At 54.9% G+C, this 26,351-nt stretch carries 26 protein-coding genes; 16 read left to right on the top strand and 10 right to left on the bottom strand.

Translation table 11 applies throughout. The annotated features are described in order from the left end of the window. Positions 1-86: 86 nt before the first annotated feature. The 8 genes from AUP42_RS12445 (at position 87) to AUP42_RS12410 (ending at position 8,856) form a co-directional block, all read left to right on the top strand. The gene (locus tag AUP42_RS12445; protein WP_062951941.1) at positions 87-1,625 is read left to right on the top strand and encodes a replicative DNA helicase; all 1,539 of its coding nucleotides are present in this window, start codon (positions 87-89) and stop codon (positions 1,623-1,625) included. 42 nt (positions 1,626-1,667) lie between these two features. Then, complete coding sequence (gene alr, locus AUP42_RS12440; protein ID WP_062951940.1) at positions 1,668-2,789, top strand: alanine racemase; 1,122 nt, start codon at positions 1,668-1,670, stop codon at positions 2,787-2,789. Positions 2,790-2,847: 58 nt separating this feature from the next. Further along, complete coding sequence (locus AUP42_RS12435; RefSeq protein ID WP_062951939.1) at positions 2,848-3,621, top strand: MlaE family ABC transporter permease; 774 nt, start codon at positions 2,848-2,850, stop codon at positions 3,619-3,621. Between the two features lie 9 nt (positions 3,622-3,630). Further along, positions 3,631-4,407: an ABC transporter ATP-binding protein gene (locus AUP42_RS12430; protein ID WP_062951938.1), complete on the top strand. Its 777-nt coding sequence runs from the start codon at positions 3,631-3,633 to the stop codon at positions 4,405-4,407. A 54-nt stretch (positions 4,408-4,461) separates the two neighbouring features. Next, positions 4,462-5,874: a DNA repair protein RadA gene (gene radA, locus AUP42_RS12425; RefSeq protein WP_062951937.1), complete on the top strand. Its 1,413-nt coding sequence runs from the start codon at positions 4,462-4,464 to the stop codon at positions 5,872-5,874. A 62-nt stretch (positions 5,875-5,936) separates the two neighbouring features. Continuing rightward, entirely contained in the window at positions 5,937-6,623 is a 687-nt protein-coding gene (locus AUP42_RS12420) for a CvpA family protein (RefSeq protein ID WP_062951936.1), read from the top strand. A gap of 62 nt (positions 6,624-6,685) precedes the next feature. Next, positions 6,686-8,146, top strand: coding sequence for an amidophosphoribosyltransferase (gene purF, locus AUP42_RS12415; RefSeq protein WP_062951935.1), 1,461 nt, complete (start codon positions 6,686-6,688; stop codon positions 8,144-8,146). Next, the gene (locus tag AUP42_RS12410; RefSeq protein ID WP_062951934.1) at positions 8,143-8,856 is read left to right on the top strand and encodes an SDR family NAD(P)-dependent oxidoreductase; all 714 of its coding nucleotides are present in this window, start codon (positions 8,143-8,145) and stop codon (positions 8,854-8,856) included. Before purF ends, AUP42_RS12410 begins: the two co-directional genes overlap by 4 nt. A 53-nt stretch (positions 8,857-8,909) precedes the next feature. On the opposite strand, the gene AUP42_RS12405 is transcribed toward AUP42_RS12410, so the two are convergent. Beyond that, positions 8,910-9,815: a LysR family transcriptional regulator gene (locus AUP42_RS12405; protein ID WP_062951933.1), complete on the bottom strand. Its 906-nt coding sequence runs from the start codon at positions 9,813-9,815 to the stop codon at positions 8,910-8,912. Positions 9,816-9,918: 103 nt separating this feature from the next. Between AUP42_RS12405 and AUP42_RS12400 the strand changes: the two genes are divergently transcribed. Continuing rightward, positions 9,919-10,956 carry an aldo/keto reductase gene (locus AUP42_RS12400; protein ID WP_062951932.1) on the top strand — a complete coding sequence of 346 codons (1,038 nt, stop codon included), beginning with the start codon at positions 9,919-9,921 and terminating at the stop codon, positions 10,954-10,956. A 213-nt stretch (positions 10,957-11,169) separates the two neighbouring features. After that, complete coding sequence (locus AUP42_RS12395; RefSeq protein ID WP_197468285.1) at positions 11,170-11,670, top strand: TlpA disulfide reductase family protein; 501 nt, start codon at positions 11,170-11,172, stop codon at positions 11,668-11,670. A gap of 45 nt (positions 11,671-11,715) precedes the next feature. On the opposite strand, the gene der is transcribed toward AUP42_RS12395, so the two are convergent. From der to AUP42_RS12380, 3 genes are all read right to left on the bottom strand, one after another. Further along, a complete protein-coding gene (gene der, locus AUP42_RS12390) occupies positions 11,716-13,197 on the bottom strand; it encodes a ribosome biogenesis GTPase Der (RefSeq protein ID WP_062951930.1) in 1,482 nt (493 codons plus the stop codon). Between the two features lie 122 nt (positions 13,198-13,319). Continuing rightward, a complete protein-coding gene (locus AUP42_RS12385) occupies positions 13,320-14,660 on the bottom strand; it encodes a PQQ-like beta-propeller repeat protein (RefSeq protein WP_082824761.1) in 1,341 nt (446 codons plus the stop codon). Positions 14,661-14,709: 49 nt separating this feature from the next. Then, on the bottom strand, positions 14,710-15,360 hold the full coding sequence (locus tag AUP42_RS12380; RefSeq protein ID WP_062951928.1) for a tetratricopeptide repeat protein: 651 nt from the start codon (positions 15,358-15,360) through the stop codon (positions 14,710-14,712). Positions 15,361-15,812: 452 nt separating this feature from the next. Between AUP42_RS12380 and AUP42_RS12375 the strand changes: the two genes are divergently transcribed. The 3 genes from AUP42_RS12375 (at position 15,813) to AUP42_RS12365 (ending at position 17,529) form a co-directional block, all read left to right on the top strand. Next, entirely contained in the window at positions 15,813-16,238 is a 426-nt protein-coding gene (locus tag AUP42_RS12375; protein WP_062951927.1) for a hypothetical protein, read from the top strand. A gap of 112 nt (positions 16,239-16,350) precedes the next feature. Next, a complete protein-coding gene (locus AUP42_RS12370) occupies positions 16,351-16,746 on the top strand; it encodes a DUF2794 domain-containing protein (RefSeq protein WP_231858264.1) in 396 nt (131 codons plus the stop codon). 87 nt (positions 16,747-16,833) lie between these two features. Then, a complete protein-coding gene (locus AUP42_RS12365) occupies positions 16,834-17,529 on the top strand; it encodes a tetratricopeptide repeat protein (RefSeq protein WP_231858263.1) in 696 nt (231 codons plus the stop codon). Between the two features lie 113 nt (positions 17,530-17,642). On the opposite strand, the gene AUP42_RS12360 is transcribed toward AUP42_RS12365, so the two are convergent. The 3 genes from AUP42_RS12360 to AUP42_RS12350 form a co-directional block, all read right to left on the bottom strand. Then, on the bottom strand, positions 17,643-17,990 hold the full coding sequence (locus AUP42_RS12360) for a hypothetical protein (protein WP_007091369.1): 348 nt from the start codon (positions 17,988-17,990) through the stop codon (positions 17,643-17,645). A gap of 78 nt (positions 17,991-18,068) precedes the next feature. Further along, entirely contained in the window at positions 18,069-18,323 is a 255-nt protein-coding gene (locus AUP42_RS12355; protein WP_082824775.1) for a GIY-YIG nuclease family protein, read from the bottom strand. 80 nt (positions 18,324-18,403) lie between these two features. Beyond that, a complete protein-coding gene (locus AUP42_RS12350) occupies positions 18,404-19,186 on the bottom strand; it encodes an SDR family oxidoreductase (RefSeq protein ID WP_062951924.1) in 783 nt (260 codons plus the stop codon). Positions 19,187-19,525: 339 nt separating this feature from the next. Here AUP42_RS12350 and AUP42_RS12345 point away from each other — a divergent pair, with 339 nt between their 5' ends. Continuing rightward, entirely contained in the window at positions 19,526-21,145 is a 1,620-nt protein-coding gene (locus tag AUP42_RS12345; protein WP_062951923.1) for an inverse autotransporter beta domain-containing protein, read from the top strand. Positions 21,146-21,181: 36 nt separating this feature from the next. Here the strand turns inward: AUP42_RS12345 and AUP42_RS12340 are convergent, their stop codons facing one another. Continuing rightward, entirely contained in the window at positions 21,182-21,841 is a 660-nt protein-coding gene (locus AUP42_RS12340; protein WP_062951922.1) for a 2-dehydro-3-deoxy-6-phosphogalactonate aldolase, read from the bottom strand. A gap of 32 nt (positions 21,842-21,873) precedes the next feature. Further along, positions 21,874-22,869: a 2-dehydro-3-deoxygalactonokinase gene (locus tag AUP42_RS12335; protein WP_231858262.1), complete on the bottom strand. Its 996-nt coding sequence runs from the start codon at positions 22,867-22,869 to the stop codon at positions 21,874-21,876. A 243-nt stretch (positions 22,870-23,112) separates the two neighbouring features. Here AUP42_RS12335 and AUP42_RS12330 point away from each other — a divergent pair, with 243 nt between their 5' ends. Next, on the top strand, positions 23,113-23,502 hold the full coding sequence (locus tag AUP42_RS12330) for a DUF6152 family protein (RefSeq protein WP_231858261.1): 390 nt from the start codon (positions 23,113-23,115) through the stop codon (positions 23,500-23,502). Between the two features lie 3 nt (positions 23,503-23,505). Continuing rightward, positions 23,506-23,979 (top strand): DUF6644 family protein, encoded by a 474-nt coding sequence (locus tag AUP42_RS12325; protein WP_062951920.1) that lies wholly within the window; start codon positions 23,506-23,508, stop codon positions 23,977-23,979. Between the two features lie 553 nt (positions 23,980-24,532). Here the strand turns inward: AUP42_RS12325 and atzF are convergent. Next, positions 24,533-26,323, bottom strand: coding sequence for an allophanate hydrolase (atzF, locus tag AUP42_RS12320; protein ID WP_062951919.1), 1,791 nt, complete (start codon positions 26,321-26,323; stop codon positions 24,533-24,535). Between the last annotated feature and the right edge of the window lie 28 nt (positions 26,324-26,351).

Below are 26,351 nucleotides of genomic sequence, written 5' to 3'. Positions count from 1 at the left end.
TCACCTCTGCGCTTGCGGTATACCGGCTATGAGTTATACCGATTAGCCCTTTCGGCCCAACAAGATGACTGATACCTTTTTACGTCATGACTGATCCCCAGCTAGATGCCCTGTTCGCACCCCTCGAAGAAAACCACGGTGGCAACACCGGAATGGTGCTCGAACGGACTCCGCCTCATAACTTCGAGGCCGAGGCTGCTTTGCTTGGGGCTATCCTCAATAATAACGCTGCCTACGAGCGCGTTTCAGATATCCTGCGCCCCGAACATTTCGCGGACGCCCGCCACGGTCGTATCTTTGAGGCGTGCGGCAAACTGATCGAACGCGGACAGCTTGCCAACCCGGTGACCCTGTCGGCGTTCTTCCGTCAGGACGAACATCTCGCCGAAATCGGTGGTGCGCAGTATCTGGCCGAATTGTCCAACAACCTTGTCTCGGTGATTAACGCCGGCGACTACGGTAAACTCGTCTATGACCTGTATCTGCGCCGCGAACTGATCGAAATCGGTGAAGACACCGTCAACGAAGCCTATCGCTACGAAATTGAAACTGACGCTGCCAACCAGATCGAGAAAGCCGAACAGAAGCTTTTCTCTCTGGCAACAGCGGGTGCGGCAGAATCCGGTTTCGTTGCGTTCGGCCCTGCCCTGACCAAGGCGTACGAGAATATCGAACATGCCTATAAAAACGCAGGCAAGGTTGTCGGGGTTACCACCGGTCTGCGCGATATCGACCGCAAGCTTGGTGGTCTGCATCCGTCCGACCTTCTGATCCTTGCCGGACGCCCGTCAATGGGTAAAACCGCCCTTGCAATGAACGTGGCGTTTAATGCAGCGATTGCATCGCATCAGAACCGCCGTGCCGGTACAGACATGGGTGACGAACTAAAAACCGGTGCAGTTGCAGTCTTCTCGCTCGAGATGGCGGCGGAACAGCTTGCCGGGCGACTTCTGTCCCAGGCGGCCGAAGTTTCCGGCGACAATATGCGCCGCGGTGATTTGAACGAAGACGATTTCCAGCGTCTTGTCGTTGCCACCCAGGAACTCAACACCGTTCCGCTTTACATCGACGATACGCCAGCCCTTCCGGTTTCGACCCTGCGCACACGTTGCCGTCGACTGAAACGCCAGCACGGCCTTGCGATGATCGTCGTCGATTACCTTCAGCTTCTGGCACCGCCAACCAACTTCCGCGGAGACGGTCGAGTGCAGGAAGTTTCCGAAATCACCCGTATGCTCAAAGCAATCGCCAAGGAACTCGAAGTTCCGGTCCTTGCCCTGTCGCAGCTCTCACGTGCCGTCGAACAGCGCGAAGACAAACGTCCGCAGCTTTCAGACTTGCGTGAATCGGGCTCGATCGAGCAGGACGCTGACGTCGTCATGTTCATTTATCGTGAACAATATTACCTCGAACGTGCGGAACCGGCACAACGCCCGGAAGAAGCAACCGACAAGTTCGGCGAGCGCTACTCCCAGTGGCAGGAACGTCTGAACCACGTCTACAACACCGCAGAAGTCATTGTTGCCAAACAGCGTCACGGCCCGGTGGGCAACGTGCGCCTGTTCTTTGACGGGAACTACACCAAGTTTGGCGACCTTGACCATATCGAAGAAGAATATGAATAGGCCTTGGGCCTGAACCGAAACGGACTCCACGGGGTATTGCGAATGAGCGTTCTTCCCGCCGCCGGCCGTGCTGCTGAGTGTGCCGAACTTCAGATCAATCTGAGGGCGATTGCAGATAACTACCAGATCATTAAGAAACGCTATAAAGGGCGGACTTGTGGTGCGGTTGTCAAAGCAGATGCCTATGGCCTTGGCGCACAAACCATTGTGCCGGTTCTGAAAAAGCAGGGTTGCCGTCTTTTCTTTGTCGCGCAGGCAAATGAGGCAGCAGATCTGTTTCCGTTGTTACGAGGCGGCGGTCGCATTGCTGTCCTGAACGGTGTTCTTCCCGGCGACGAAGAATTCTTTATCGAGAACGACGTCATTCCGGTTCTCAATGACCTTGGCCAGATCGAACGCTGGTCAAATCTGTGCCGCGAACATGAACGCCCGGCACCAGCCTTCATCCATCTTGATACCGGCATGAACCGTCTGGGCCTTGCCCCGCGTGAGATCGGTGAGCTGGTTGATCGCTATTCGTCTCTTTTGTACGGCTTTGAAAAGGCGGGTTACATGACCCACCCTGCAGCCGCCGACGAGGCTGAAAATCCGGTCACGGCCGAGCAGTACGAACTGTTCATGAAATGGTATCGCCGCCTGCCGCCAGCCCCACGCGGTTTCTGTAATTCTTCGGCGATTTTCCGCAATAACGATTACCATCTTGAATTCTGCCGCCCGGGATTTGCGCTTTGGGGCGGAAATCCGACCCCGGAAACCACCAACCCGATGCGACCAGTAGTCAAACTGACGGCCAAGGTGCTTCAGACTCGTCAGATCGACGCTGGCGAAGCGGTTGGTTATGGCAATACCTGGCGCGCCGAACGTGCAAGTCGCATCGCGACGATTGCGGTTGGCTATGCCGATGGCTGGCTACGTTCGCTTTCAAATGCGGGTAAAGTCCGCATCAAGGGGCATGAAGTGCCTTACGTCGGGCGGGTTTCGATGGATGCCATCAGCATCGACATCACCGATCTTCCGGGCAAGCCGTTGCAACCCGGCGACATGATTCCGCTGATTGATGACAAAATGACAGTTGACGACATCGCAAGTGCTGCGGGTACAATCGGTTATGAGGTACTGACTTCTCTTGGACATCGCTACCGGCGGGTCTATACAGAAAGCTGACTTGAATAAATCGGCCAATGCCACTGACTGGCCTGCAACAGGGGAAATAATAATTCCAATGCCGATCTTTGCGCCGGTTGGCCGTATGTTCCTTGCCTTTTTGGCCCTTGTAGGTCGCGTCACGGTCTTTGCCGGGCGTACCATTGGCCATATGGTAACACCGCCATTCTATTTCCGACTGATATTCAAACAGATGTGCGAGATCGGCTATTTCTCGTTGCCGGTCGTCGCCATGACGACCCTGTTTGCCGGGATGGTTTTGGCCCTGCAATCCTATTCAGGATTTTCACGCTTTTCTGCCGAAAGTGCGGTTGCCACGGTTGTTGTCATTTCGATGACACGTGAACTGGGCCCGGTTTTGGCGGGGCTCATGGTTGCCGGACGTGTCGGTGCGGCCATTGCTGCTGAAATCGGCACGATGCGCGTTACCGAACAGATCGATGCGCTGGTGACGCTTTCGACCAATCCGTTCAAATATCTGGTTGTGCCGCGCGTCATTGCCGGGCTGGTAACCCTGCCGGTGCTTGTTCTGATCGGTGATATCATCGGGGTGCTGGGCGGGTATCTTGTCGGGGTCAACAAGCTTGGCTTCAACGACGGGTCCTATATCCGCAATACGTTCCAGTATCTTGAACAGCTTGACGTGATTTCGGGTCTGGTGAAGGCCTCTGTATTCGGGTTCCTGATCACGCTGATGGGCTGCTATCACGGCTATCATTCACGTGGCGGCGCACAGGGTGTGGGCCAGGCAACGACCAATGCCGTGGTTTCAAGCTCCATCCTGATCCTGATTTCGAACTATATCGTCACCGAACTCTTCTTCACACGCTAAGGGCGGGATATGAGCGACACAGCCAAAATCTCGCTTCGTGATGTGCACAAGTCCTTTGGCCCGAAAAAGGTGCTGCAGGGTGTCAATCTGGATGTCGGGCCCGGCGAATCTGTTGCCATTATCGGCGGTTCGGGCACCGGCAAATCTGTCACCTTGAAATGCGTTCTGGGCCTGCTTGTTCCCGAACAGGGATCCATCAAGGTCAATGGGACGGAAATGGTTGGCGCATCGCGTTCAACCCGCGAAGACATGCTTGCCCATACCGGCATGCTGTTTCAGGGGGCAGCATTGTTTGACTCCCTGCCGGTTTGGGAAAATGTCGCCTTTGGGCTGATCGAAGGCCGCGGTATGAAACGCAAACAGGCCCGTGATATTGCGATTGCACGCCTTGCCGATGTCGGCCTTGGTTCCGAAGTCGCCAACATGTCCCCCGCGTCCCTTTCAGGGGGTATGCAAAAACGTGTCGGTCTGGCACGTGCCATTGCGACCGAGCCAGAAATCCTGTTTTTTGACGAACCGACCACCGGTATCGATCCGATCATGGGCGATGTGATCAACGACCTGATTGTCAAATGCACCCGTGAACTTGGAGCCTGCGCCATGACCATCACCCATGACATGGCAAGTGCCCGCAAGATAGCTGATCGCGTTGCCATGCTCTATCAGGGAAAAATCATCTGGGATGGTCCGGTTTCTGAAATCGACAAGGCCGATAACCCCTATTTGCAACAGTTCGTTTCGGGTGATATCGAAGGTCCGCTGGATCTTGATCTGAAGCATCTCTGATTACCGATCAAGCCCCTCGCCCGTTTCGTTCCATCCTTATGCGCGGAGCCACCAGTGGCCAAAACCCAAAGTCGTTTCATTTGCCAGAATTGCGGTGCCGAATACCGAAAATGGACCGGGCGTTGTGATGCGTGCGGTGAATGGAATTCGATTGAGGAAGAACGCATTGAAGCAGGACCAAAGGCGACCGGCGGCATCGCGACAGGGTCCAAGGGAAAGCAGCTTGATTTTGTAGCCCTTGAAGGTGAAAGCGCAAGCCCGCCCCGCATCATCACCGGCATTGCCGAACTTGATCGTGCGGTTGGTGGTGGGCTGGTGCCCGGTTCAGCCCTTCTGGTTGGCGGCGATCCGGGGATTGGTAAATCGACGATCCTGTTGCAGGCCGTTGGCGTTCTGTCAGCCAGACATAAATGCGCTTATATCTCGGGCGAGGAAGCGGTTGATCAGGTGCGCATGCGTGCCGCCCGTCTTGGACTTGAAAAATCCAAGGTCGATTTCGCCGCCGCCACCAGCCTACGCGATATTATCGCCACACTGGATCAAAGCGCGCATGAAGTCGTGGTCATCGATTCCATTCAGACAATGTATGCCGATACCCTTGATAGCGCCCCGGGTACAGTATCGCAGGTCCGCGCGTGTGCGCTTGAACTGATCCGCCTTGCCAAGCGCAAGGGATTTGCCGTGATCCTTGTTGGTCATGTCACCAAGGAAGGGCAGATTGCTGGCCCACGTGTTCTGGAACATATGGTCGATACGGTTCTTTATTTCGAAGGCGAACGCGGCCATCAGTTCCGTATTTTGCGCGCGGTCAAAAACCGTTTCGGTGCCACCGATGAAATCGGTGTGTTTGAAATGGGTGATGCGGGTCTTGTCGAAGTCCCAAACCCGTCGGCCCTTTTCCTTGCTGACCGCGAAGCGCCGGTATCGGGTACTGCCGTGTTTGCCGGGCTTGAAGGCACCCGCCCGATGCTGGTGGAAATACAGGCACTGGTCGCGCAATCGGCACTTGCCACACCGCGTCGCGCGGTTGTTGGCTGGGATTCGGCCCGTATGAACATGATCCTTGCGGTTCTTGATGCCCGTTGCGGATTACCGCTTAGCCAGTTTGACGTTTATCTGAACGTTGCGGGCGGTATGCGCGTCGGCGAGCCCGCGGCCGACCTTGCGGTGGCAGCCGCCCTGATATCGGCGGTCGCAGATGCACCTGTTCCCGCCGAAACCGTTATTGTCGGGGAAATCGGCCTTTCAGGCGAAGTCCGCCCCGTCGGTCAAATCGAATCGCGCCTGAAAGAAGCCGCCAAACTCGGCTTTGCCAATGCCTATTCGCCACGTACCGGCGCAAACGGCAAGAAGAAGATCACGATAAAGGGCCTGGACCAGCGTGAAATCGGCCATCTTCAGGATTTGGTAAATCTCTTCGGCGACGATGTCCGCGACAAGGTGCGTCCACGCGAAGGCATGTATTGATCATTGGCTGCCTTTGTGTGCGCGTGCTTGCGAACAGACTGACCAACAGGATTTACTGAATTATGGATTTCTCCAGCCTGCCCGATCTTGGTGCACGGGACGTATTCGATCTGGTGATTGTGGGCATTGTCCTGATCTCGGGTCTGTTTGCATTTTTCCGGGGCTTTATCCATGAAACCCTGTCGATGATGGGCTGGGTCGGGGCTGGTGTCTGTGCCTTGTACGGGTACCCTATTGCGCGTCCCTATGTCCGCGATCTGATCCCGTCTGAACTGATTGCCGATCTGGCAACCGGGGTTGGTCTGTTTCTGATCACCTTCCTGATCTTTTCCTTCATCAGCGGCCGGATTGGCCGTGCAGTTCAGAATTCCGGACTTGATAGCCTCGACAGCACCCTTGGCTTTGTCTTTGGTCTTTTGCGTGGCGGACTTATCGTCTGTATCGGCTTTCTGGCCCTGTCATGGCTTTTGCCAGCAACCTCGCAGCCAGACTGGGTTCGCGATGCCCGCACACGCCCGGTTCTGGAAGAAGGCGCGTTCCTGCTGATGCGCGCAATGCCCGATGAAATCTTTGACACAACGGCCGAAGAAATGGCCCGTGCGCAACGTGATGCAGAAATCAACGATCAGACATACCGTCAACTTCTGGGTCCCGAGCCAAAAGGTGCTGGACCCAAGCCCCTAAACGGGTATACAAGGCCCTCGCGCGATGATTTGGATCGTCTGATAGAGGCGACCACCAACGAGTGAGGCGACAGGGTTTCGCATGGGTGCGGCATCCTGCGCCACCGGCGAGAGAGCGGAACCCACTCATGCTGACCACCAATCCATTTGACGACGACAAGCTGCGTGAAGAATGCGGTGTTTTCGGTGTTTTCGGTTCGCCCGATGCGGCGGCCCTGACGGCCCTTGGCCTGCATGCGCTTCAGCATCGCGGACAGGAAGCCGCCGGCATCGTTTCCTATGACGGCGAAGATTTTCCGGCACACCGGGCGTCCGGTCAGGTCGGGGACATCTTCGGTTCTCAAGACGTAATCAAAAGCCTGCAGGGCCATCGTGCGATCGGCCATGTGCGCTATTCCACAGCCGGTGGCAAAGGCCTTCGCAACGTGCAGCCGCTATTTGCCGATTTCGAATTCGGCGGACTGGCAATTGCGCATAACGGTAACCTGACCAACGCGCTTGCCGTGCGTGAACGCCTGGTCAAACGTGGTTCGATTTTCCAGTCGACCTCCGATACCGAAACCTTCATTCACCTGATCGCAACCAGCCTGTACGAGAAGATCGTTGATCGTCTGATTGATGCTGTCCGTCAGGTCGAAGGCGCATACAGCCTTGTGGTCATGACTCAGAAGAAACTGATTGGTGTACGTGATCCCCTGGGTGTTCGTCCGCTGGTTTTGGGCAAGCTGAATGACAGCTACATCCTGTCTTCGGAAACGGTTGGCCTTGATATCGTTGGCGCGGAATTCATTCGCGATGTCGAACCGGGCGAGATCGTTGAAATCACCGATGATGGCCTCAAATCAATCAAACCGTTCAAACCGGTGAAATCGCGTTTCTGCATTTTCGAACATGTCTATTTCGCCCGCCCCGACAGCATTGTCGAAGGCACAAGCGTTTATGACGTGCGCAAAAATATCGGTCGCGAACTGGCACTGGAATCCGGTGTTGAAGCCGATGTGGTCGTGCCGATCCCCGATTCCGGCGTGCCTTCCGCTCTTGGCTATGCCGAGGCCAGCGGTGTTCCGTTTGAACTGGGCATCATTCGCAACCATTATGTCGGCCGGACCTTTATCGAGCCGACAGATCAGATCCGCCATCTTGGCGTGAAGCTGAAACACAACGCCAACCCCGGCAAACTCAAGGGCAAACGCGTTATTCTGGTCGACGATTCCATTGTTCGCGGCACGACCTCGACCAAGATTGTCGATCTGGTCCGTCAGGCCGGTGCTGCGGAAGTCCATATGCGCATCGCAAGCCCGCCGACCACCAATCCGTGCTTCTATGGTGTTGATACGCCATCGAAGGAAAAACTGATGGCGGCCAATCACGACATTGAAAGCATGGCAAAGATCATTGGTGTCGACAGCCTTGCCTTTGTCACCATTGATGGCCTTTATCGCGCTGCCGGTCTTCCGGGACGCGACAATGACAGTCCGGCCTTCTGCGATGCCTGCTTCACTGGTGATTACCCGATCCGTCTGGTCGATCATCAGGCCGAGAACAAGGACCGTAAACTCAGCCAACTTGTCGAAAGGCAGTCCGCATGAGTGACGCAAAGCGCCTTGAAGGCCGCGTCGCCCTGATCACAGGGGCCTCGCACGGGATCGGTCGCGCGGTTGCAAAACGTTTTGCCGCCGAAGGTGCCACTGTCATTGCGCTGGGTCGCAATGTCGGTGCGCTTGAAGAACTTGATGACGAAATCCGGGCTGACGGCGGGAAACTTGTACTGCTGCCGATGGACTTGACCATGTATGAAAAGATCGATGCCATGGGTGCATCGATTTATGAACGCTTTGGCAAGCTTGATATCGTCGTTGGCAATGCCGGACTTCTGGGTGAACTTGCCCCGGTCGGTCATATCGATACACAGGTGTTTGAAAACACGTATGCGACCAACGTCACGGCGAACTTCCGTCTGATCCGCAGTGTTGATAAACTCCTGCGTCTTTCCGATGCCGGGCGTGCAATTTTCGTGACCTCGAATGCATCGTCCAAGGGGCGTGCCTTCTGGGGCCTTTATGCTTCGACAAAGGCAGCCCTTGAAAGTCTGGTGCTGTCCTATGCCCAGGAACTCGAAGAAACGCCTGTACGCGTTAATCTGATCAATCCGGGCCGTATCCGCACCAAGATGCGTGCCGAAGCCTATCCGGGTGAAAATCCCGAAACGCTCCCGACTGCTGAAAGCATCACTGACGTGTTTGTCGATCTGGCTGCGGCTGATTGTACACGCCATGCAGAAGTCGTCGACGCCTACTGATACGGCAGCGATCGAGATTGTGAAGGCCGGACAGGTTGATTGTCCGGCCTTTTTCAATTCAGGCGGATGTTTTCGGCACAGAAATCGAGAAACGCTCGAACACGGGCCGGCAAATGCCCGCGCCCGCCGATATAAACGGCGTTAATATCGACGCCGCCACCGGGATAAAATTCGTCCAGCAAGGGTTCAAGCCTACCATACGCCAGATCGTTTTCGATATGAAACCGGGCAAGCCGCACAATACCGCCCCCGGCAACGGCCAATTGACGCGCACTTTCTGCATCCCCAACATCAAATACGCCACCCGGCATTACAGACACCTCCTGCCCGTTTACCCGAAACGGCCAGTCCGGAATAACACGCTGAAAGTTGTACCCGATCAATGTATGACCTTGCAGTGTATCTACGGTCGTTGGTCGCCCGTGTTTTTCAAAGTATGCCGGGGACGCAGCAATCACCATCCGGCATTGGCCAAGCTTGCGCGCAATCAGTCCGGATGACTGTAATGGACCACTTCGGATCGCGACATCAGCGCGTTCCTCATACAGATCCATCACCTTATCGCTGACCGTCACATCCAGCGTGATATCGGGATACTTTTCCCGAAATCGCGGTACCAGTGGCAAAAGGCGGTGCAGGCCGACCGGCACGTTGGCCGTCACGCGCAACCGTCCGCGCGGTGTCATTGCAGTTGCGGCTTCCTGTTCTGCCTCATTCAGATCGGCAATGATATCAAGTGCCCGCTCATAAAAACGCTGCCCTTCGGATGTCAAGTGCAACTTGCGGGTTGATCGATTGAACAATCGCGTTCCCAGCCGGTCTTCCAACCGGCCAACAAGCTTGCTAACGGCGGATGGTGTCATGTTGAAATCGCCCGACGCAGCCGAAAACCCGCCGCGTTCAACGACACGCACAAAGACTTCCATCTCGCCGGATCGATTGGTTTCAAGTCGAGCCATAGTGAATTCAACTCACAAATCTTCTTCTTAGAATATCCCTAGTTGAAAATGCGCCCTTTGTCCATATTCCGTCCATGAACCATTTCCAGCGACGGAGAAGACAATGGAATACAGACAATTGGGGAATTCCGGTTTGCGCGTTCCCGCACTTAGCTTTGGCGCCGGCACCTTTGGCGGTCGGGGCCCCCTGTTCGGCGCGTGGGGTACAATTGACGCCCGTGAAGCCAGCCGCATGATCGATATCAGCCTCGAAGCAGGCCTGAACATGTTCGACAGTGCCGACGTCTATTCCGATGGTGCGTCTGAACAGGTTCTGGGCGAAGCCATCAAGGGACGCCGCGACAGGATTATTCTGTCGACGAAGCTTGCCCTGCCTGTTGGCGATGGCCCGAATGACTTTGGCACCTCGCGCCACCGCCTGATCACGGCAACCGATGCCGCCCTGAAGCGGCTGGGAACCGATTATATCGACCTGCTGCAACTTCACGCCTTTGATGCCTTCACCCCGATCGAGGAAGTCCTGTCAACACTTGATGACCTCGTACGTGCCGGGAAGCTGCGCTATATCGGCGCATCGAACTTTGCCGGGTGGCAGATCATGAAGTCGCTCGCCCTGTCTGATCGCCTTGGTTACAGCCGCTATGTCGCCCATCAGGTTTACTATTCACTGGTCGGGCGCGATTACGAATGGGACCTGATGCCGCTGGCGCAGGATCAGGGACTGGGCGCACTGGTCTGGAGCCCCTTGGGATGGGGCCGGTTGACTGGCAAAATCCGCCGCGGCACATCGATACCGGATGGCAGCCGCCTGCATGAAACAGCACAATTCGGCCCGCCGGTCGAAGAAGATCATCTATATGACATTGTCGATGTGCTTGATGAACTGAGTGCCGAGACCGGCAGAACCGTCCCACAGATTGCCATCAACTGGCTGCTGCAGCGCCCCACCGTGGCGTCGGTGATTATCGGTGCCCGCAATGAACAGCAATTGCGCGACAATCTGGGTGCGGTTGGCTGGTCCCTTTCCAGCGAACAAATCGCCCGCCTTGATGCCATCAGCAAAAGGCAGCCGCCCTACCCGCATTACCCCTATTTCATCCAGGAAGGCTTCGCCCGACTGAACCCGCCCCTATTTGCATAAGGGTTATGAATACCTGCCACAGGGCCGATCATCCGACGTTGATCACAACGGATTGATCGGCTCTGACTTGTCTTTACCGACATCAACGGCTAGTCGGAATATCCGGTTTGATCATGCCATGGATACCCGATGCGATTTCTGCGCTGCCTTATCGTTTCTGCAATATTTGCCGCCACAGCACCTGCCTTCGGGGGGACTGAAGCATCACCGCTGATGCTAATGGGTGAAAGCAGCCAGTTTGTCGAACTTGATCCCCAACGGATTGCACGCAACACCCGATTTTATGACCGGCGAAATCACCCGACCGATATCAGCGCCTATCGCGGCAAGGTGGTTCTGGTCAATTTTTGGGCCAGCTGGTGCCTGCCCTGTATGGCCGAAATGCCGTCGCTTGACCGGTTGGCCAATGATCATTCCAATGATGACCTCGCCATCATTCCGATCTCGATAGACGAAGACGGATTGCTGGCTGCCATTCCCTTTTACCGCCGACTGGGCCTTGAAAACCTTGATCTTTTTGTCGACCCGAATGGCGAAACCGCCTATAGCGACCGAGATAATCCCAGGGATGCCGAATTTGCCCTTTATGGCCTGCCGATCACATATGCCCTTGATCGTGATGGCCGTATTCTTGGCTATATATCGGGACTGGTCGATTGGCGGTCAGACGATGCCGCGGATTTCATTGACCGCCTTTTGGAAGCTGCCAAATAAAAACGGGGGCATTCCTGCCCCCGTTTGATGTTTATCGATCAAGCCCTAGCGCTTTTTCTTCTTGTTGCCATAGGGGTTATCACTGCTGCGCAGATAAATGCGGATCGGAACGCCAGGCATGTCGAAATCTTCGCGAAGCCCATTGATCAGGTAACGCGTATAACTTTCGGGCAGTTCTGCCGCCTTGGAACAGTTGATAAAGAAACTTGGCGGACGCGATTTGGCCTGGGTCATATACCGCAGGCGGATACGACGCCCCGAAATGACCGGCGGCAAATGGCGTTCGGTAATGGCTTCGAGCCAGCGGTTAAGCTGCGATGTCGGAATACGGCGGCTCCAGATATCATAGATATCAAGAACGGTCGGCATCAGGCTGTCCGTGCCACGCCCGGTCAGCGCCGAGAATGTCAGGATCGGGATACCCTTGGCCTGCGCAAAGGACGTATCAAGCTTGTCACGCAGTGCCGACATCACACCGGCCTTGTCTTTGACCGCGTCCCACTTGTTCACAGCAATGATCAGCGCACGGCCTTCTTCAAGGACCATGCGTGCAATCGTCAGGTCCTGCTTATCAAGCGTATTGGTCGCATCAAGCATAATGACAACGACCTGTGCATAACGGATCACACGCAGGGTATCAGTGACTGAAAGCTTTTCAACGCGATCATCAATCTTCTTCTTGCGGCGCATCCCGGCGGTATCGACCAGACGGATCGGACGCCCTTCATAGGACCAGTCAACCGCGATGGAATCACGGGTCAAACCGGCCTGCGGCCCGGTCATGACACGGTTTTCACCCAGAAGTTGGTTCAGAAGGGTCGATTTGCCCACATTCGGACGACCTACAATCGCAAGCTGGATTTTCGAATTGTCCTTGCGAACAACTTCTTCCTCGCCTTCATCGTCTTCGTCATATTCGATTTCAAAGGACGGAAATGAACCATCATCCTCGTCCATTTCGTCATCTTCGAAATCGTCATCAATGGCGGCAAGATCGCCTTCCTGCCGTGCCTTGCGCTGCTTGTCGCGATATTCTTCCCAATGAGGGCGCATGATATCGATCAGCAATTCCATGCCAAGCCCATGCTCCGCCGAGATCGGTGCAACATCGCCAAGACCAAGACCGTAGGCCTCGTAAAGGCCGGCATCCTGATCCTTGCCCTCGTGCTTGTTAGCAATCACATAGACCGGTTTCTTGCGCTTGCGCAACCAGTCGGCAAAGTGATTGTCAAGCGGGGTCAGGCCCGCACGGGCATCAATCAGGAAAAACGCGATATCGCATTCCTCAAAGGCCATTTCGCTTTGCTGGCGCATTTTACCTTCGATGGAATCGTCAAACGCCTCTTCCAGACCAGCAGTATCGATAATGTCGAATCCCATATGGCCAAGACGCGCCTTGCCATAACGGCGATCACGCGTGACGCCCGGCTGGTCATCGACCAGCGCCAGCTTCTTGCCGACCAGACGGTTAAACAGGGTCGACTTCCCGACATTGGGGCGACCGATAATGGCTACTTTCAGCGACATCTGACTTTCAGACTCATTGTTATAAAACGGCGATGTGCGCCGAGGGGCAGTTTACCCCGTTCCGGCGCACGCGCATATCAGGCAAAAGATCGGATCTTTTGCGAAAAACTGCGTTCGACCTGTCAGCGATACGCGATTAGATCGGCATCCGCAGTCAGGAAGTAAAGACTGTCACCCGCAACAGACGGCGGCAAGGTGATAGGGCCGGAAACTTCATCCTTGCCCATGATCTCGCCACTATACGGGGAAACGGTCATGATTTCGCCCTGCTCGTTTCCAACGATCAACCGATCGCCTACGAGAACCGGACCGGTCCATACCATCGGCTCTTCCTGATCTTCGGGATCGACAAAACGAGGCAAAGCGGTCACCCATTTAACCTGTCCGGTGTCCCGACGCAAGGCAATCAGATCATTTGTGTTGGTAAGAACGAAAACATAGTCGCCAGCAACCCACGGTGATTGAATGCCACCGGCCTCCAGTTCCCAGACGCGATACCCAGTCCGCAGGTCAATCGCAACGGTCAGGCCGGCATTGCTTGTCGCAATCACCAGATTGTTGTCGATCACCGGAAGGCCACGAATATCGGCAATGGCCGACACCGCATCGGTACGCCCGGCTGATGCCAGCGCATCGGACCAGATCACCTGACCGTTTTCAACACGCAGCGCATACATTTCACCGGTGGTATAGGCAGAAATAACAACCCCCTGATCCACGGCCGGGCTCGCACCGCCGATAAAGGATGCGCCTTCTGATGCACCACGATGGGACCAAAGCGTATCACCAGTCATCGCATTCAGTGCGACAGTCTGGTTATCGACCGTCACGACAAAGACACGCCCGCCACGGACTGTCGGCGCACCGCGCATCGGGGCGGTCACCTGCGAACGCCACATGACGGTCGCACTTGGCGCATCAATCGCGATGACCTCGGCAAAGCCCGTCGTCGCGTACAAAATACCGTTTTCATAGGCAAGACCGCCCCCCAAAAGGGTGCTGTCTTCGTCCTCGTCCTTCGCCAGTTCAAGCGACCAGATACGTTTGCCGGATTTGGCACTGAAGGCACGAACAACGGCATCCGCATCAATGGTAAAGACAACTCCGCGCGCAACAATCGCCTGGTTCAGCAGAAGATTGTCATCCATCGACCCTTCGCCAATGCCAACCGACCAATCCTGTCGCAAGACGTCGTTTTCAAGACCGACATGATGCAGGGCATGGCTTGGCAGACCACCATTCTGGGGCCAGTCGACCATCGGCTCCGGTTCCGGCAGGACCACACGCTGGTCGCTTAGTGCCACATCGGGCTGAACCGTGCTTTCAAGTGACAGCACGGCAAGACGTTCACCGGGAAGCGGCGGATCTTCGGATTCACCAAGCCAGCTGGAACATGCCGAAACGGCAACCGACATGCCCATAACGCACAAAAGGGATTTAATGTTGCGTGGTCTCAAAACCATATCCTCTGATCCAGTCCCTGTGAACAGGTTGCCGCTTTCATTACGCCAATCAGGCGTCAACGGCCTTCAGAATTTCACTCGCACGTGCACGCATGCCCGACGGTGCTTCGCTGTCATCGGCGATTTCGGTCAACAGCGGCTTGGCTGCCTCGATTTCGCCGGCAGCAATATGCAACATCGCAATCATTTCACGCGCAGAGTAGTACCAGGGATTTTCCGGCACAGCGATTGGTTCAAGACGCGCAATCAAGTCTTTTGAATTTGCACCATCGGCATTGTTCATCGCGATCTGAACCACGGCAAGATCACGATAAATCTTTTCGACGTCGCTATTACCTGCGATTGCCTCAAGCTCGGCAACAGCAGAATCCTTTGCTCCGGCCCGCAGATAGACAGCAGCCTTCTGGAAATGACCAAGGGCGACAAAACCGGCATTGCCATCCGCGATGATCGCGTCAAGCGCACCAAGTGCCGCATCCTGTTTCTCTTCGCCTGCCTGTGCCAGTTCGATGGCGTTTGCCATGCGCGTACCGTTTTCGATGCGCGAATTTTCCTCGTAGCTTTTCCAGCCTTCACGTCCGGCAACACCCAGCACGATCACGGCGGCCACGCCAACGATGTATTTGCCGTATTTGCGCCACAGCGCTTCATTGCGCTCGCGCTTGAGGTCTTCTTCGACTTCCTGGAAAATATCAACCACGAAAACCGCTCCAATCCGATCAAAAGAAAGCGGGCAACCTGCCCGCTTATCAGAATTAATTCCGGCAAGGATTTAACGCGCCAGTGCGCAAGGGGTCAAGTCCGCTGGACATCCGGAACCGCCAATATCGCAATTAAATCCCGCAAGTCCGGTTTTCATGCCCCAAAGAGCCCCCGGCCACCCTGTTTTGGGTGATGTAAACACATATCGCAGGAAAGAATTGCCGCCTGAGACAGATAACGATGCCTGAAAACGAACCGGAACCATTACCGGAATGAATGTCTGTGTTCGAATAATCGGTAAAACCGGCTGAAATGTGGCCAAACTGCCTCGACATTAAAGAGGGCTTTTGGGTTGGCCAAAACGGCACGTGGATTGCATTTGTAAATTCGGGAAACGGAATTTTAATCGTCACCGGGCAAATAGTGACCGGTCGATGCACGGAGATCAGGATGAAAAGCTTGTACAAGGCGCATAGCCGTCAAGAGGCGAAACGGATGATCCGCCAGCGCATTCTGGCTGGATTATTCGCAACGCTGCTTGGCGTCGGGGTCTCTGGCTGCGACACCACCGCATCCGACGTTGCGGGTACCAATCTGTTCACAGGCGTTGAATGGTATATCGCCCTTGATGTTGTCAGCATCATCAACACCGACAAAACACTTGTCGATCACGTCGTTTCCCTCTCGACCGGCCGGGATTGCTCAACCATCCGCAAGATTGACGGCAAATCCTATTGCAAAAAGGACCCGGTTCCCGAACCTCCGCTTTATTGCTATCGCACTCTGGCCTCGGTCAGCTGCTATCGTACGCCTGATCCATATAATACCGGCGCCCAAACCGTTGATTGGCCACCGACCCGGTCACGCAGCCTGTAACCCGGGCAACCATCTGAAATTCCAACGATATTTGTAAAAACTTCGCCCCGGCAGCCTATTCAAACTTGAGGCTGCGGACAAAGCGCGTTACCGTGTCATAAGGGCGTCACAAATGCCCGAACCCGGCCTTCTGAAACTACGTCCGGAGAAAGACATGGGTACATTGTTCAATCTGGCTCAATACCGCAAAGCCAAAAGCTTTGTGCATTTCGACCGGACTGAACTGATGCAGCTCATGAATACCTATTCCAGACAGGTCGCAAGTGGTGCATGGCGTGACTACGCCATTGATCATCTTGATGGCATGGCCATGTTCTCGATTTTCCGTTCCTCGCACGAAACGGCCATCTTCACCGTCATCAAGCTTGGTGCAGATCACAAGAATGCCGGGCATTTCGTTGCACTTCACAGCGGTGAAAAAATCAAACAAAGCTCCGAAATCCAGAACGTTCTTGATGCCGTTGAAAAACGCGCCCGCAAAGTCGTCCCGCTGTTCAAATCCCGTTAAAGATCGGTCCCTCCTTTTGCCCCTTTCCATTTTTTCTTCCGCGCGCCCGTTCGCGGCATTCGCCCTTTTGTATACGGCCTGCTTGCCTTGGCATTCGCATGTCACGCGCCTCCGGCCCGCGCAGATTACACAAGCGGCTACAAGGCCTATCAGGCTGGCAATTATGAAATGGCCCGCGCGCAATGGCGCGTTGCCGCACAGGAAGACGATCCCCGTGCACAATATGCCCTTGGGCTGCTTTATTACCGTGGACTTGCCGGGCCACAGGATTACCGGCAGGCTGCCGAATGGTTTGCTCTGGCCGCGCGTGCCAATCATCCCAATGCGATCTACTATCTTGGCCTGATGTATTTCAATGGCTGGGGACTGCGCTATGACCAGTTTCGCGCAACCGAGTTCTTCAAGCGTGCTCTTCGCGCTGCACCCAGCAATTCCGATGCAGCCTTTTTGATTGGCGAACAATATTTTCACGGACGCGGGGCAGAACAAAACTATGTCGAAGCCGCCCACTATTACAGGATCGCCGCCGAAAACGGCATGCATGCTGCCCAGTTTCTATTGGGCACCATGACTGAACGCGGCTGGGGTGTTGAACCCGATTATGCCGATGCCTATTACTGGCTGCGCCGTTCAGCACTTGGCCCCCTGACCCTGCCGCCCGGTGTCGAACTTGAAATGGACCCGGCAACCGCAATCGCCAATCTGGAACCAAAGCTGCGTCTGGAAGAAATCAGACGCGTCGATGAATGGTTAAAGGAGTTGCTAGTTCCTCAAATGAAATAACCTGATAAGTGTACCGCAAAACGAAGAGCTTTATATTTCTAAAAGCATTAATTTCATCTACTTTCAGATTAAGAAAGACTTACTTATAGCTTAATTGCCGTAGGAAAGTCCAATCAGTGATCTGACTCTTCGACAAAATTCTCGGCAAGGCCGGTATTGTATTCCATGCCCTCGCGGGTCAGGACGATGCTGGCCGGGTAACCTTCACGCACCAGTCCCTTGCGCGCCAGTGCAACCCAGACCGCCGGGTTGGCAAAGCCGCTGGCATCGCGCGCGGCAACCACGAATTTCCCGACATGAACATGATCCCCATGCGCATGCGGAATACGCAAAAGGGTCGCATCACCCGTGGCTTCGTCAATCGATCCCGAATTCGGGTCCTTGGCGATAATCTGCGCCAGCACAAGCGTGCGCAGTTGCAGGTTATTGAGCTTCAGCGGATTTTTGCGTTGTACCGGCATGATGTCGTCCTGATGGTTTCAAACTGTTGGCCCACATATCTGCGAGTGCGCGCAAATATTCAAGCCCTGATTTGTTTATCACACGCCCCCTGCCAGCATTTTGCGCAATTTCCGGTCACGCTTTAAATGCCATTCGCGGCTCATCGCCTCGCCAAAGGTGCGGAACCGTTCGACATAAACAAGGTCCCATTGCCGCCCGCGCGTCGTCTTTGCCCCCTTGCCACTGTTATGCGTGGCAAGCCGGGCCTCGACATCGGTTGACCAGCCGACATAGGTGCGCGGGCGGAGAACCTCCCGCTCGCGCAACACATAGACAAAGGTGAATGACGCCATGCTAGCACCACCCTTTGCGCCGGGCATTTGGTGATATGCTGGATTTCGTTGCAGACCGTCCTGTAGCGAAAGACGACATATCAGCCCATGGTGGAGTTGAAGGCACCACCATCAAGCAGCACATTCTGTCCGACCATAAACTTTGCGTGTTCGCTGCACATGAAGGCACAGGTCGCCCCGAAATCAATCGGATCACCAAAACGCCCGGTCGGAAGACCCGCCTGCGTTTTGGTACGTGCCTCTTCTAGGCTGATATCCTCGTTCTTCGCCCGATTGGTCATCAATGCATTGATGCGATCCGTATCATGTTGGCCTGGCAAAAGGTTGTTCATGATCACGCCATCTTTGGCCACCTGGCGTGCGGTCCCGGCAACAAAGCCAGTCAACCCGGCACGTGCCGCATTCGAAAGGCCCAGATGCGGGATCGGCGATTTGACCGAACCTGACGTGATATTAACAATCCGGCCCCATTTGCGCGAAATCATGCCCGGCAAAACCGCGGTTGCCAGCAGGATCGGGGTCAGCATGTTGGACTGAACCGCCGCCTCCCATTCCTTCTGTCCCCAGTCGGACCAGACACCGGGCGGCGGACCACCGGCATTATTGACCAGAATATCGGGCATGCCTTCGGCCGCCAGAACCTTGTTGCGACCCTCTTCGGTGGTGATGTCACACGCAACCGTGGTGACTTTCACACCAAACGTATCGCGGATATATTCCGCCGTTTCGTTTAACGGCCCTTCGGAACGCGCATTCAGCGTCAGATCAACACCCGCTTCCGCCAGCTTGATCGCGCAACCACGCCCAAGTCCCTTTGATGACGCGCAGACAATCGCCTTGCGGCCCTTGATTCCCAGATCCAATGGATCCTCCCATTCTGGAGTTCTTGCAATGGCAGGAATTTAGACCGGCCTGCCAAGCGGGTCAAACCCCGTTCCAGTCCTTTCAGAATGATCGTTCAAAATGGACCGAAATAACGTCCCACATCCCGGAGACAGGCAAGCTGCGAACGGCGGACCTTCCTACTGCAAATGATTGGAACCGTTCCAGAAAAGTAACCCGAAGATATATGGCTTCATTGAAAATTACCCGGAGTTGACATAAACAGAAGACTGAACGCATAAAATAAAAAGCATAAAACTAATCAATAAGATGGGATAATCACCGGGTGCGTTCACCGGGACAGTCGGGCAAAACGTACAATGAAATCCGTTAATCTTCATGGTCTTTTGACCGCGTGGCTTGCATTACTGGTGGTTGATGGCACCAGCAATGCAGTAATCGCGCAAGATCAGGACGTGCCGAAATGGGGTTCGCATATTGACTTTGAAGGCAAGGCCGGTACCGAGCGCAGCCTTGGCGAAGGTGACATGTTCATCCCTCTTCTTCAAAACAATGACAGCATGTTATTTGCCAATTTTCGAGCACGCTTTGATGACGACAACGGCCGCGAAGGCAACTTTGGCCTTGGCATCCGCCACATGCATGAAAGCGGCTGGAATCTGGGTGGTATTGCCTATTTCGATCGGCGCGAAAGTGAATGGGGAAACTACTTCAATCAGGTAACCCTCGGTGCCGAGGCGCTTTCAACCGACTGGGATTTTCGTACCAATGCCTATGTGCCGCAGGGCAGTCGTGTTCGCAATGTGGACGCCTTGAACGAGGTCAGCCTGTCGGGCACAACCATCAGCTTCCGTGGCGGCGAAGAACGCAGCATGGCTGGCTTTGATGGCGAAATCGGTTGGCGTCTACCGGTCTATGAACCAGAAGAACCCCAGCAAATCAGACTGTTCGCCGGTGGATATCATTTCTTTGCCGACGAGGTCGCGGACATAACCGGTCCGCGACTGCGGGCTGAAATGGCATTCGACGAGGTCCCCTGGCTTTGGGACGGATCACGCTTTTCCATCGGCAGCGAATGGCAACATGACAATCCGCGCGGTTCACAAGGTTTCGTGACGGCACGCCTTCGCATTCCGTTGCAATTCTTTGGTTCAGGCCGCAAACGCCTGACACCGATGGAACGGCGCATGACTGATCCGGTGATCCGCGATATCGATATTGTCAGCCAGTCCGGTGCCTTCGGCCCGGTTGAAACCGCAACCGGAACCGCCGATGGCCAGACATTGACGGTTATTACCTCCTCATCGGTGGCCAACACAGCAGCACTGAATACTGCACTGGACACAGCAGGTGCCAACACGGTTATCATCGGTGGGACAATTGATGTAACGACCCAGGTAAATATGGTTGCCGGTCAAACGCTGGTCGGGTCCGGCAATATCACTGTCAAATCCCCTTCCGGTCGCGAAGCGATCCTGACTGTCTCTGGCGGCAAAATCGCGGCGACGGACCAAAATAGCCCCTATGCTCTGTTAATGAGAGACAATACCAAACTGATCGGAATGACCGTCAGCAATTCGGATAATGGCGGGACTGGCATTTTTGCCGTTCGCGCTGACAACACAACCGGCGTCACAATCGAAAACAGTACACTCACGGCCTTCGGTGCGGCGGGGGGCGGCGTCGGCATTGATGCGCGTAATTCAACCAATCTGGTGGTTCGCAATAACACCATATCGCCATCATCAAATACCGCTGGTGCGGTCGGAATTATCATTTCAAATTCCACCAATCCCACCATTGCCAACAATGCGTTTTCGTTTTCAACAGGCACCCTTAAAACTGTTATTTCTTCTAGTGGCGCAGGAACAACAAGCTTCAACGCTGCCTCTACCGGGAACACGACAAATGATGGCAGTTGTAACCTTTCTGGTGCAACGACAGGCTCTGTGGGCTTTAGCACCATCAACTGCCAATAGATCAAACGTTTGTTAATCGATTAAAGGCAAAACGCTTTAACCAAACACCGCATCATGCGCCGCGACATAGGCCATGGCGGCCTTTGAAACGTCACTGGCCGCCATACCGGGCTTATAGATGCCGGACCCAAGCCCAAAGCCGTCACAACCGGCCTTGGCATAGGTCGCAAAATCATCCGGCCCGACCCCGCCAACCGCATAGACGGGCATGTCTTTTGGCAATACGGCGCGCATTGCCTTGATGCCCTCCGCACCGATGATGCTGGCCGGAAAGATTTTAAGCCCGCTTGCACCGGCCCTGATCGCGGCAAAACATTCGCTCGGTGTCAGAACACCGGGCCATGATCCCATGCCAAGTTCCCTGGTTTTGGTGATGACCGCACTATCGCAATTGGGCGACACGATGAACTCGCCCCGTGCCGCCTTGACCCGTTCGACGTCATCCTCGGTCAAGACCGTACCGGCACCAATCAGAGCCTCATCACCAACTTCTGTCTTCATCGCCACAATGCTTTCAAGCGGTTCTGGCGAATTCAGCGGCACTTCGATCATCGTGATCCCGGCATCGACAAGGGCACGCGCCATTGATGCCGCCTCGTCGGGTTTCACACCGCGCAGAATGGCAATCAACCGGCGATGCGACACGGGGGTTGCCGCGTCCGTGATCTGCGAATTGACCGAAGTCGGATATGCCATTTTACACCTGCAAAACCTGAAAAAAGATACTGTTACGATATGTTTATTACGCGATAGGCACTTGCCAGACCAGCGATCGTGATCGCCTCGCCATCCACTGCATCGGCATCAAACCCATGGGCTGCCAGTGCCTTGCGATATAGTCCCGCCAGTTTGCCATCGCCGATCAATGCAATCTGGGCAATCTGGGCAATCTGGGCAATCTGGCTATCCCTGCCAAGATCACGAACCACATCGGCAATTTCCGATCCGATGACCGCACCGGAAAGGACGGAAGCCCCCGGCTGGCTTGCGGCATCGGCATTGCCGACCAATCCGCTGGCACGCACGGTAAATAACCTGTGCAGGAAGCCGGTTGGCGCACTTGCCGCCTCGCGCACGGTTTGCTCGAACACGGCATCATCCCACCGGTCATCCATCGAATGCCGCAGGATCGATTGCTTTGACAGCAGGGCAAAGACCTCGCCCGTCATATAGGTTTTAAATCCGCGGATCGCACCGCCGGAAACCCGCGCCCATTTCGAATGGGTGCCGGGCAAACAGACCCAGCCATCAAATGCCGGGTGGGCCGCCATGAACCCGACAAGCTGGGTTTCCTCGCCGCGCATCACATCGGGATCATCAACCTGTTTAAGGCCCGGCAAGATCGCAACATCAATCCGCGGATCGGAAATATCGGGCCGAACAGCCCCCGATGCCAGTTCTTCGGGGCGCACCGGCACGGAACAATAAGGCGCTTCAAGCCACCCCTGCTTTGCCCCGGCCATGCCGCAGATAACAACCTGCACCCGCACAGTCGCGTCACGCGGCAACCACCGATCAATCAGGCCAATCAACACACCCTCGAAACTAAGCGCATCATCGGCGGCAATGGCATTCATGCCAAGCGGGCTTGAAGCCTGATCAAGGATGCTGTTGCCATCATCCATCGCCCATGCGCGAACGTTCGACGTCCCCCAATCCACCGCAATCCATGCCGGATGTGCAGGCTGTGATGACGGGGAATGCAAAGACGGAGATACGGCCACATTGATCCTCATATTATTGTTATCGGCTTTATATCCTCATACAATTTGAACAGGAACCGGTCAATCATCATCCGGATCAATCGCCGACGGGGTAACAGGAAATCCACCGCACTTATCTCATCACCGCTTGCGCCATAATTGAAGTCTCACACGCTTGTGAAATCATAAGGCGAGAAAATTGTGTCATTCTCTCCGGGTTTGAGGGGCCTGCATATGCTCAATCCAGACAGGAGATACAGAAACATGCCCACTCGTATCTGCAAGGCTTTCATGCTTGCCGTGACGGTCATACTGATCACCCCGTCCCTGCCCGCCTTCGCCCATCACGGCTGGTCCTGGGCCGAAAGCACCCAGATGACCCTTGAAGGCACAATCGAAAGCATTTCGATGAACCCGCCCCATCCCTCGCTGACAGTCACCGACGCCGAAGGCACAGTCTGGCAGGTTGATCTGGGAAACCCCAATCAGACAGCACGATCAGGCTTCACCGGCGACACTGCGCAGCCCGGTGATGCGATTACCGTGATCGGAAACCGGAACAAGGACCCGGCAGAAGCACATATGAAAGCCGTCCGCATCATCATCGACGGCCAGAATTACGATCTGTATCCCGAACGCATTCAGGGAAACTGACGTTTGCAGGAACTTGCGACCTGGCTGGAGGCAAGCACCCTTGCCACCGCATTACGTAGCCCGGGGCCGCTTTATATGCTGGTCAATGCAGCGCATATTCTCGGGCTTTCATTGCTGATCGGTGCTATCGTTCCGCTGGATTTGCGACTTGTCGGGATCATTCGCAGGCCCGATATCCGGGTGATCGGACCGTTCCTGTCGCGTGCGGCAGGATGCGGTTTTTTGCTTGTTCTTCTGACCGGTCCGGCACTCTGGTCGGTCAACGCGATCGAGTATCTCGACAACACGGCTTTCCGATGGAAGATGCTGCTTGTCGCACTGGGTATCGCCACCATTGTAATACAGCATGTCGCACCTGGCTGGCACCATACCATCACCACCGGCAGGATAACGCACCCAACCCGTATCATGGCCGCATTATCGCTGCTGATCTGGCCCTCCGCCCTTCTCGCGGGGCGATGGATCGGGTTTTTCTGATTTCTTTGTTGCAAACAGGCATTGATCTGTTTGCGATCTTCCAACTCACATGCTCCGGCAACCAATCACAAATCTAAACGGCACACAGACTTTCACCGCAAAATACTATATAAATATATAGAAACGGCATTAGAGATCGCAGTGCAATAGATAGTTGGTAGCGTCCCCTCCCAAGATTAACAGATTGCTGTAGATATACATTCGGTTCACAAAAACTCGAACTCCCCCTGCATAAAAAAATACAGAGCCGAAGAGTCTGGCATTTTAAAAATCCAGTTAAAATTACAGGTAATACGAAACTTGAAATAATTTCTCAAGGATTATGGCAAAGAGCAAATCTTGAAAAGGGTATATTGATGACTCTTCCCACACGAAAACCCAACCGTTAAATTACCTCAAGAGGGCTTTCAACCCTAAACAGAAATTCCCGCATAACCTTGATCAGCGTCGATTTTTCTTCGAAACCAACGCTGGGAATTTCCGGCAACCCGACATATCCGTCCTCAAGCGCAATACCATCAATACAACCGCCGAAAGGCTGGAAGATTAATATTCAACCCGTCTTGCCCATCTTCTCAAGATATGTCCGCCAACTGGACAACTCGGTAATATCGGTGGCGCCATCCAGACCTGCGGCTTCGCACAGGAACCCTTTTTGGCGACTGCCATCTTCGAGTTCAACGGTACCCAGACACAATGGTGATGGAATCCCGGCAAGGAAACTGCCGATTGCCGATTTGGGAACGGCCCATACCTCAACCTCGATTGATCCGCCGGTATCGGTATTGACCAACATACCGGGACGTTTGGGCGGGCCACCGGCCAAGGCATAGAAGCTGTATTTTGCGGCTGTCCTTGTTTTACGGATCAAGCGGGCCGCCCGTCCGGTCAATTCACCATTAAGCGGCAAGCCGGACATATGTGCCCCACAGACCACGAGCCCGATTTCATCGTCACCGATGGCCGGTTCGGAATAGCGGATCTCGTCGCGGGTCCATCCTGTTGCGCCGACGTCACCGGCCTCAAGCAAGGCTGCCAAGGATGCAACTTTCGCATCTTCGCCTTTGCCTGCCAGAATTGTCAGACTGCCTGGACGGCCGTCTTTGCGGGGGCCGGTCGGAACCGCAATGCCACACATATCAAGCAGGTTCACAAAGTTTGTATAGGTCCCCAAACGCGCGTTTGGTCCGATCGGGTCGGCCGCGATGTCGTTCACCGTCACGAAATGCGGAATGGTCGGCACACAGATGGCATCAATCCCCGTCAACGCATTCTCGCACTGACGTTGCAGGGCTTTTAACCGGTAAAATCCGTTAAAAGCATCCACCGCCGTCAAATCCAGCCCCGGCTCAAGAATGGCTCGTGTTGTTCGATGCAGGGTTTCTGGTTTTTCAGTAAGGCGTGAGCCGACCGCAGCAACACGTTCGGCCAGCCATGCGCCCTGATAAAGCATGCTTGCGACATCATAGAAGGGCGTAAAATCGATCTCTGTAATTTCGCAACCAAGTGCTGCAAGCCTCGCGACATCGCCATGAAAATGATCGCGCTGGCTATCGTCACCAAACGTCTCGAGAGTTCGGGCATCCGGCACCGCAATACGCAAAGGAAGCGCTTTTGACAATCCACCCTTTTTGACGAAATTCCGGCTATAAGCATCAACGGCGTCAAATTGTGCTGCAACATCAAACACGTCCCACGCGTCCGATACATTCAGGGCAAAAATTGAAATCGTATCCAGCGTCCGGCATGCCGGAACAACGCCGGTTGCAGACAGGGTGCCCAGTGTAGGCTTCAGGCCAACAATGCTGTTAAGTGCGGCAGGTACACGGCCCGACCCCGCCGTATCAGTACCAAGGGAAAAACTCGCGATCCCGTGAGCAACCGCCACGGCAGACCCCGACGACGATCCACCCGGTACAATCGCAGGATCAATTGCATTAAGAGGTACGGGATAGGGGCTTCGCACCCCGACAAGACCGGTTGCAAACTGGTCCAGATTGGCCTTGCCGAGACAGATCGCACCGGCAGCCCGCAATTGGGCAACAACAAAAGCATCTGACGGCACGTCATATGCAAAATCCGGACAGGCCGCCGTTGTCGGCATCCCCATCACGTCAATATTGTCCTTGGCAATATAAGGAATTCCCCACAAGGGACGGCCATCATAAGCACCAAGTTCCCCGGCCGCGGCCAACGCCTCATCACGCGCAGTGTAAATCAGGATACCCGGATCGCCGGTCGCATCCAAACGACGAAATGCTTCTTCTACTACCTGCTCTGGACGCAAACCGGATGCGTATGCCTGCCGCAATGCGGCAAGTGTGAAGGGAAGATCAGCAATCATTTTGGTATTCCGTCTGTGGCGTTGTTGA

This window comes from Thalassospira lucentensis (assembly GCF_001613805.1).
GTDB lineage: Bacteria > Pseudomonadota > Alphaproteobacteria > Rhodospirillales > Thalassospiraceae > Thalassospira > Thalassospira lucentensis_A.
This window is presented reverse-complemented; position numbering and strand designations above follow the sequence as displayed.